Annotated in this window: 7 protein-coding genes; 5 read left to right on the top strand and 2 right to left on the bottom strand. The window is 49.9% G+C overall.

What is annotated here, in order from left to right; all coding sequences use genetic code 11:
• The 5 genes from HY879_15235 to HY879_15215 form a co-directional block, all read left to right on the top strand.
• Window positions 1–2,178, top strand: a 2,178-nt coding sequence (locus HY879_15235; protein ID MBI5604691.1) for a pyruvate, water dikinase, incomplete at its 5' end; no start/stop codon positions are given.
• Window positions 2,179–2,327: 149 nt separating this feature from the next.
• Window positions 2,328–2,714: a response regulator gene (locus tag HY879_15230; GenBank protein MBI5604690.1), complete on the top strand. Its 387-nt coding sequence runs from the start codon at window positions 2,328–2,330 to the stop codon at window positions 2,712–2,714.
• Between the two features lie 292 nt (window positions 2,715–3,006).
• A complete protein-coding gene (locus tag HY879_15225) occupies window positions 3,007–4,797 on the top strand; it encodes a two-component sensor histidine kinase (protein ID MBI5604689.1) in 1,791 nt (596 codons plus the stop codon).
• Window positions 4,794–5,225 carry a response regulator gene (locus HY879_15220; GenBank protein ID MBI5604688.1) on the top strand — a complete coding sequence of 144 codons (432 nt, stop codon included), beginning with the start codon at window positions 4,794–4,796 and terminating at the stop codon, window positions 5,223–5,225. Before HY879_15225 ends, HY879_15220 begins: the two co-directional genes overlap by 4 nt.
• A 2-nt stretch (window positions 5,226–5,227) precedes the next feature.
• The gene (locus HY879_15215) at window positions 5,228–5,653 is read left to right on the top strand and encodes a response regulator (GenBank protein ID MBI5604687.1); all 426 of its coding nucleotides are present in this window, start codon (window positions 5,228–5,230) and stop codon (window positions 5,651–5,653) included.
• On the opposite strand, the gene HY879_15210 is transcribed toward HY879_15215, so the two are convergent.
• Together HY879_15210 and HY879_15205 are read right to left on the bottom strand one after the other, a co-directional pair.
• Window positions 5,643–6,074, bottom strand: a complete 432-nt coding sequence (locus HY879_15210) for a DUF4079 family protein (GenBank protein MBI5604686.1) — start codon at window positions 6,072–6,074, stop codon at window positions 5,643–5,645. The two genes, HY879_15215 and HY879_15210, sit on opposite strands and share 11 nt — an antisense overlap.
• Before the next feature lie 228 nt (window positions 6,075–6,302).
• Window positions 6,303–8,797 (bottom strand): phosphoenolpyruvate synthase (locus tag HY879_15205; protein ID MBI5604685.1); only part of this gene is annotated, 2,495 nt, incomplete at its 5' end.

Genomic DNA, 8,797 nt, shown 5'->3' with positions numbered 1-8,797 from the left:
GGGAATAAAATGGCCAACCTGGGGGAGGTCAAGAATCGGGTAGGTCTACCGGTGCCGGAAGGGTTTGTGATTACCGCCGCGGCTTATGAATATTTTCTGGGAAGCACGCCAATACAGGATGAGATCAATCGCCGCCAACAATTCCTCGATTCCCGGAATATTGCCAAACTCCACGAGACCAGTTCTGAGATCCAGAAATTAATCACCAGGGCCTTACTCCCCATCGAATTGGAAGATGCGATCTTATCGGCCTATCAGGAATTAATAAAAAAAGTGGGGAAAGAAATCCATGTTTCCATGCGCAGCAGTGCCCTTGGGGAAGACGCCCAGGAGGCCTCTTTTGCCGGTCAATACCGGTCTCTCCTCAATGTCAGCCCGGAATATTTGATCCTGTCGTATAAGGAAATTCTGGCCAGTAAATATTCGGTGCCGGCCATGACCTATCGGCTCAACAAGGGATTTCTGGACGAAGAGATCGTCATGTGCGTGGGGTGTATGGCCATGATTCAGGCCCAGGCGGCCGGGGTTATGTATTCCACCGACCCCGGGGGAGACCGGGATCATCAGGAAATAGTCATCAATGCTGTTTTGGGGTTAGGCAAATCCGTAGTGGATGGAAGCCTTGTTCCCGATCTTTATGTATTGGATAAAAAAAATCCAAGCCATCTTTATAAAAAAGAGATCCGGAAGAAAACCAAAAAAATCGTTTCCCATCCTGAAGAGGGGGTCTCCCTGGAGTTAATGGTGGAATCCGATCGCCAAATCCCGGCCATTACCGACGAACAGGCCGGGCAGTTGGCTGAAATGGCCCTTCGTCTGGAAAAACATTTCGGTTGTCCCCAGGATATCGAATGGGCTATTGAGGCCGACGGATCGATTCTGATCCTTCAAAGCCGACCCCTGTTGGTCGTCCAACCGAACGAGGCTAGCCCTAAGGTGCAGGTGGACGAGCCGGTCCTTTTGGAAGGAGGCATAACGGCCAGTCCGGGTGCGGCCTGCGGCCCGGCCTTTCACATAGAAACCACGGTCGACCTGTTGCAATTTCCGCCTGGTGCAGTGCTGGTGGCCCGGTATCCTTTACCTCAATGGGCAGCCCTTTTAAATAGTGCTGTGGCGGTGGTGACCGACCAGGGGGGCCTGACCGGACACCTGGCGGCCGTGGCCCGGGAATTCAAGATTCCGGCCCTGATGGGTACCCAAACGGCCTTCCAGGACCTCCACCAGGGGGACCTGATAACCGTTGACGCGAATGGCCAAAAGATCTACGCCGGATGTGCCGAAATCCTCCTGACTAAATCCTCTCAAAAACCAAATCCCATGAAGGGCAGCCCGGTTTATCGTTCCCTGGAAAACATCCTGAAGTTTATTGCACCCCTGAACCTGACCGACCCCGAGGGGACCAATTTTACAGCCGGGAGCTGTCAGTCTCTGCACGATATCATCCGTTTCGCCCATGAGATGTCCTTAAGGGCCCTTTTTGATGATAACCAGGAGGTGGCCTTTTCCGAAAAAGTGGCCCAAAAATTGGTTTCCTCGATCCCTATGCAATGGTGGATTATCGATTTGGAAGGGGGAATCAAAGAAGATTGCCAAGGCCCCACCATTCGGCCGGAAGACATCCGTTCGGTTCCCTTGCTTTCCTTATGGGAGGGACTGGCTGCCGTTCCCTGGAAAGGCCCCCCTCCGGTGGATGCCCGGGGATTTCTTTCTATCCTGGCTGAATCGACCATGGACCCTTCTCTGGAATATGGGCAGGCTTCCGAAATGGCAGCCAAAAATTATGCCATCATCTCTGAAAATTTTTGTCATTTGAGTACGCGGTTAGGGTTCCATTTTTCTTCGGTTGAGGCTTACCTGGGAGATCTGGCGGCTGAGAATTATGTCTGGTTCTACTTTAAAGGGGGGGCGGCCGATCGGGGGAGGAAAGAACAAAGGGCCTTCCTTATCCGGCTCATTCTGGAAAAATTTCATTTTTGGGTTCAAACCAAAGGGGATTTGTTATCGGCCCGGCTGGAACGGCAGGAGAAGGAAACTTTAAAAGAGCGGCTCAAGGTCCTGGGTTATCTCATCCTCCATACCCGGCAGATGGACATGATCCTGTCAGATCCGGGGAAAGTTAACCGGCACAAAGAAGAAATGCTAAAAGAGATTGCCACTTTTGTTGAAATTCCAATCTAAGCTCAAAGCTGGAAGTAAAGAAAATTATTTTCGTATTAAGCTCCAGGGGGCGCCACGAAGCATGAAAAATCGAATAACGAATGTCGAAGGGGCGTTTCTTTTAAATTCCGAAATCCGAAATCTAAAATCCGAAATTGAGGAGGTGTTTCATGGCAGCGATCCGATTGTTATTGGTAGATGATGAGGAGGATTTTCGCATTACTTTGGCCAACCGGTTGAGAAAAAGGCATCTGGAAGTCCTGGATGTGGAAGATGGCTATAAAGCGGTTGAAACGGTCAGAGAAAAGCCGGTGGACGTGGCGGTAGTCGATGTTAAAATGCCCGGCCTGGACGGCCTGGAGACCTTGAGACAGATCAAAGAAATCAATGCCCTGATTGAAGTCATTATGCTGACCGGTCATGCATCGGTGGAATCAGGCATCGAAGGGATGCGTTTAGGGGCTTTTGATTATCTGATGAAGCCTTGTGACATCAATGAATTGATCCTGAAAATTGAAGATGCCTATCAACGAAAACTGGTTCAAGAAAAATCCTAAGAAGGCCGGTTCTTTACATTCTGTAAAAAAACCTGGCAGTTTCTCTTCCTCCCCTTCGGGGTTAAATCATTTTTTTTCATGTAATTCAGGAATCTTATCTTCTTGTTGTCCTGGTTTTCCCCCCTCCTTTGCTTTGGCATAATAGTTGCCTTTACAGTATCAGAAAACAGGATATCTTTCCCAATGAAGCGGTCGGCCATCAGTTCCGGAACTCTTGAATTTCCGGATGGAAATTATTTTAGCTGGATCCATTCCCCCAAAGGTTGAAGGGTTCAAGGAGTTGAGGGGTTAAGTGAAAGAAGTTAAGAGTCCCAATGGGGAAAAACCCAGGGAAAAACATTATTCCCGGCTTTACCGTAAATTCGTCCTTTTGACCCTGATCAGTTCACTGGTACCCTTGCTTTTAGTGGGATGGGGCATTTATATTTACTATTCCAATTTTTCCAGAGATCGGATGAATATTTACTTTCAGGGCCAGGTTGAGTCCCACAGAAAAATCATTGAGTTGTTTCTATCGGAACGGACTCACGATCTCCAGCTTATCGGCCAGACCCATTCACTTGATTATCTGCAAAAGGAGTCGAATCTCAGGAAGGTCTTTAGTGTCATCAACCGGCAAGGACAATACTTTACCGATTTGGGAGTGATCGGGGAGCAGGGCAGACACCTGGCCTACATCGGCCCTTATAATTTGATGGACAAGGACTATTCTCAAACCTTCTGGTTTAAGGAACTGATGAAGAAGGGGATCTTTATCAGCGATATGTTTTTGGGTTTTAGAAACGACCCCCATTTCATTATCGCCTTATTAGGTTTCGAGGGAGAACGTCCTTGGATCCTACGGGCCAGTATCAATACCGAATATCTTCGTTCCCTGGTGGAAAATGTTAAAATCGGAAACACCGGCGAGGCCTATCTGGTCAATCAAACCGGCATCTTTCAGACCAGCCCCCGTTCCAGTGGAAAGATCATGGGGAGTTCTCCTTTGCCGGTCAGTCTTTTTAAGGAAGACAGCGGCGTTCGCATCATGGGCAGGGATGGAGACCAGTCCAGATGGCCCCTTTCCCGCCAGATCGTGGCTTATGCCTGGCTTAAAGAACCCCACTGGCTGCTGATCGTCAAACAAGATTATTCCGAGGCCCTTAGGGATGTCAATCACGCCAATCAGGCGACCCTGATCTTCCTTCACCTGAGCCTTTTGGGCATTATCATCATCACGGCGGTCATTACCCGAACCATGATCAAGATCATCCAAAAACGGGACAGGGAGTCCGATCAATTGAACAAACAATTGATGCAGGCCGGCAAACTGGCCTCCTTGGGAGAACTATCCGCCGGAGTGGCCCACGAAATCAATAATCCTTTAGCCATTATTTTAACGGAGAATCAGGTCATCCGGGATTCCCTGGAAGAAGTTCCCGGGCTGGATGAGGCGTTCAGACGGGAATTGATGGAATCTTTGTCCCAGATCGATACCCAGATACAACGCTGTACCCTTATAACCCATAACCTTTTGCGGTTCTCCAGGCGCACAAAATCCATAATCGAAATGGTCGACCTCAATGCCTTTTTAAAGGAAGTGACCCAACTGATGGACGGGAGGGCCCGGGGGATGGGCGTCCAATTCCTTATGGACCTGGAGAAAGATTTACAGCCCATCCTTTCCGACCCCTCCCAGTTGCAACAGGTTTTCCTGAACCTGATCACCAATGCCATCGACGCCCATGAAGGAAGACCCTCTGGAACAATCCGGATCAGCACCCGGACCGACCTTCAAAAGCAGGGAGTGGAAATCGTGGTGGCCGATACCGGATCGGGTATTCCGGCGCACAATCTGGAAAGAATATTTGATCCCTTTTTTACCACCAAACCTGTTGGGAAAGGAACCGGGTTAGGGCTTTCCATTTCTTATAGTATTATTAAAAAACTGGAGGGAGAAATATCGGTCCAAAGTGAAATGGCGAAAGGAACCCGATTCACCCTTTTTCTTCCTTTTAGACCCCTTACCGATTCCCGAAGAAATGGACCTGAAGCCCTTGGCCAAACCTCTTTTCAGGATTTCAGGAAGGAAGCGAAAAAATGAAAACTGCCAGGATATTGTTAGTCGATGACGAGGTGGCCTTTGCCAATAATATTGCCAAACTTATCTCGAAAAGGGGTTTTGAGGTTAAAACGGTTTATGACGGGGAAAGCGCCATCCGGGCCATGGATGAAATCGATTTCGATGTCGTCGTCCTGGATCTAAAAATGCCGGGGTTGGACGGTCTCTCCACTTTAAAGCTGATCAAGACGAAAAAGCCTGAAGTGGAAGTGATTATACTGACCGGTCACGGATCGATGGAATCGGGAATCGATGGGATTGAAATGGGGGCTTTTGATTTCATCATGAAACCGGTCCGCTTCGATGATCTCCATGAAAAAATAAGAGAGGCTTTTCAAAGGAAATTGGTTCAAGAAGAACTCGAAGAGAACGACCGGTTAACCGATGCCTTTATGCGAAAAATGGATTGAATATGTCAGAAACTATACGGGTCCTCTTAATCGATGATGAGAAAATTTTTGTTGAATCCTTAACCAAGGTCCTTAAGAAGAGGGGCATGGAGGTGCGGGCGGCCTATGATGGTCCGTCGGGTCTCCAATTCCTTTTGGCCAATGAAATGGACGTCATTGTTCTGGATCTCCGGATGCCTGGGATGGATGGTTTGGCCGTTTTGAAAGAGATCCGGATCAGAGATCCTCTCACCCCGGTCATCCTTCTGACCGGCCATATCGATATCGATCGGGTGACCCAGGCCATGAATACCGGTGCGGCCGAGATTCTGCTTAAACCCTGCCCCATCGAGACCCTGGTCTCGTCCATAGAGAATGCCTGCGAACTGAAAGCGATCAGCCGGGAGGTAGGTGATAAACAACAGGGCGAAAAAAGGGTCAGAAAATGATCACCAGACCGATGAAGACCTGCAGCAGGTAGAGACCGATCAGGATGATGCCGATGATAGAATGGGCGGCTCGTATAGGAGAATCAAGACGGTTGATCTTTTGTGATAAATAATAGGTTGTCGTAATGAGTAAGGAAAGACAAAGCCCGATGATGAAATGAAGGGGATATTCAAAAAGATGCCCTTCATCGATCAAAATAAGGGCCAGACCGCTCAGAAAACCTAAAATCCCAAGGAATGCAATAATCGGTCCCATCTTACGATGCTTCCTGATGATGAAGAAATCCCGGTTACCACCCCCTGTCCTTTCTTTTCTGATTTTCAGACCCAGCCAGCCTTGATAAACAAAAAGAAACATCATCACGGAGTTATAAGCCCCATGTATGGCTTTTAGAAAATACAGGTATTCTCCGGAGTTCATCTTTTCCCGCCCCTCACTCTGTTCGGAATGCCCACAAAGGATTTTTGCCGAGATTCTAATAGTAGTTGATAAAGGCCATGACATCGTGGCATTTATCAGTAGTAAATAAAAACAGTTGAGAGGTAAATACAGGCATTTCTTTATTTTTTATCATAAAAGGCTGTATTTTAAATTTAATTAAAATAGGTCAATCCCGCCTTTGGCGGATTGCCTGACGAGTGGAACTTGTTATGGGGTTCCCTGGCCGAAGGCATAATCGCCTCTCAGAAAGGCCTCTTTATAGAGTTGCACGGCCTCCTCGCTGATCATGGCCGCATCGATTTGTCGGAAAAATTGGAAGAGACTGCCGATCATCTTTAAGTGCTTAATCATTTCCTCACGGGTTTCCTTGCCCAATCGAGCATTGACAACGTCTTGACGTAACCCGACATGGAAACTATTTTCCTTAAGGATGGCCGCAATGGCCCTGGCCCTCCGGGTCCGGCGGACCAGATCGGCCGCACCGCCCCGAAAGGTCAGACTGATATAGTTTTTGTTGGGCGAAGGGCTGCAATAGGTATCCACCACACTGAAGTGATAGCCCACCCGGGCCGTGTAGTTCAGGTAGCTTTCGGAGATGATGGCATAGCAGGGATCCCGAAAGGTGCGTTCCGTTTCCGGATTATTCACGGCATGACGCATCATGATTGAAAAGAATCCGCTGAAATCCATAGATTTAGGACCAAAGCGAGGGATTTTTTCATGCAGCATCCCGTCGAGGAGGGCGATTAAGGGGATGGATTGAATCTGTGAACGCTTGATCTTACCCTTCTTAAGGGTTCCCTTAAGACCGCCCCCGAGGTCGATCAGGTAGAGGTCGATAGGCAGGAAGACATCCAGCGAGTACCCTGAGGCCCGGATATCCCCGACCCGCTCCCCGAGCAGGAACATCTCTTCATAGGATTTTTCATGAATAAAGCGGGCCAGGTCATGCAGGGTCCGGCACTGGTCGGCCTTGAAGGAATCGGACTGGGGGTCCGTCAGGTTGAGGGGCTGGATGAGCTGGAGGGTCTTTTTTAAAATCTGGAGTTCCGGAGGAGAAGGTTTTTGTCCTTCGGGTCCTTCAGACCCGATATAGGGGGATATTTCCCAGGAAGGCAGAGGGACTTCGCCCAGGTAAACCAGGCCGTTGGTGGCATCGACGGTGACGATCGACCCCGGAGGAATCTTCCGGGTCGCCTGATTGGTATTGAGCAAAGTAGGGACCCTGAATTCACGGGCCAATGAAGCCATATGTCCGGTGGTGCTTCCAAAATCGGTAACGATGGCCTGGGCTTTGTTCATCAGGCGGACAAACCGGGGGGAAGATCTCCGGGCGATCAATATCCCTCCAATTGGAAAGGCGTTAAGATCATCGTTTTCGGTCATGTGGATGGCCGGACCGCTGCCGGCCCCCGGGCAGGCCACCTCGCCTCCGTTTAAAAGCAGAGGATAGTCCGGCAAGGGCTGACTGCCCTGAGCCTTGTGACTCAATAGGCGTAAAGGCCGGGACTGGAGAAGGATTAATCTTCGGTTACGAGTCATGGCCCACTCCACATCCTGCGGACCTTCGAAATGGTCTTCTAATAAAATGGCCCACTGACCCAGACGGATCACCTCTTCATCGGTCAGACAGGGCGCCCCGGCTTCGTTAGGCCCGAGGGGCTCCTCTATAATCCCCTTTTGAGAGGAAAGGACCAGGCGGGCCTTTTGGAGCGAAGGGGTCCGGCTTATAAGGCCTTTATTAAGGTCTCTGGAGAGTTCGATAACTTCGGGGGAGGTCCGTCCCTCGACCAGGGGAACTCCCAGGCCCTTGACGGCCTGGATCAGGATTTGACCGGAATCAGGCCGATTTGGATTTTTGGAAAAGATCACCCCGCTGACCAAAGCATCCACCATGGATAAAAAGCCGACCGCCATTTCAGCCGACCGGCCGGGAATTCCGTGCAAAAGGCGGTAATGAATAGCCTCCGGGGAATAGAGACTGGCTACCACCCGGAGATAGGCCTCCACCATTTTATCCCGTCCTATGTTCAACATGGACAGGAATTGTCCGGCGAATGAGAAGGTACTATCTTCACCCAAGGCACTGGATCGAACGGCCAGGGGAACCTCAACCCCCAGGCCGGCGGTCAAACGATCATAGGCCCCGTGGATAGCACCGTGGAGAGAGGAAGGGATTTCAACATTGAGGATCTGGTCCTGAATTTCCCGGCTGGTCCTTTCCACATCTTCCGTGGAAAGGAGTTCCAGGTCTTTATCTTGGATCCAGGACCTTAGACCTCCCTTTTCCAGGAGGAGCCGATAACCCTCGGTGGTAACGACAAAGCCTTCGGGTGTGGGTAGATTGAGGGCATTTCTGATTTCCCCCAGATTAGCCATCTTCCCTCCGGCCAGATCGGTGTGGCTTTTAGTAATGGACGGTAAATCCCTCACCCAGGTCAAAGGGGTCGCTTTATTAGAATCCTCAACGATTTTGGTCAAGGCAAACACAATCTCTTCCAATGCCTCCCGCAAAACCATGTACCTCTCATTGGAGATGACGATCAAGGCCTCCACCATTTTATCCCGTCCTATGTTCAACAGGGACAGGAATTGTCCGGCGAATGAGAAGGTACTATCTTCACCCAAGGCACTGGATCGAACGGCCAGGGGAACCTCAACCCCCAGGCCGGCGGTCAAACGATCATAGGCCCCGTGGATAG

The organism is Deltaproteobacteria bacterium (assembly GCA_016219225.1).
GTDB lineage: Bacteria > Desulfobacterota > RBG-13-43-22 > RBG-13-43-22 > RBG-13-43-22 > RBG-13-43-22.
Note: the sequence above shows the minus strand (reverse complement) of the source record. Positions and strands in the feature narration are given on the sequence as shown.

What these genes read in the sequence shown, in the direction of transcription:
- HY879_15230 (MBI5604690.1), top strand. Translation starts at nt 2,328, where the DNA reads ATGGCAGCGATCCGATTGTTATTGGTAGATGATGAGGAGGATTTTCGC.
- HY879_15220 (MBI5604688.1), top strand. Translation starts at nt 4,794, where the DNA reads ATGAAAACTGCCAGGATATTGTTAGTCGATGACGAGGTGGCCTTTGCC.
- HY879_15215 (MBI5604687.1), top strand. Translation starts at nt 5,228, where the DNA reads ATGTCAGAAACTATACGGGTCCTCTTAATCGATGATGAGAAAATTTTT.
- HY879_15210 (MBI5604686.1), bottom strand. Translation starts at nt 6,074, where the DNA reads ATGAACTCCGGAGAATACCTGTATTTTCTAAAAGCCATACATGGGGCT.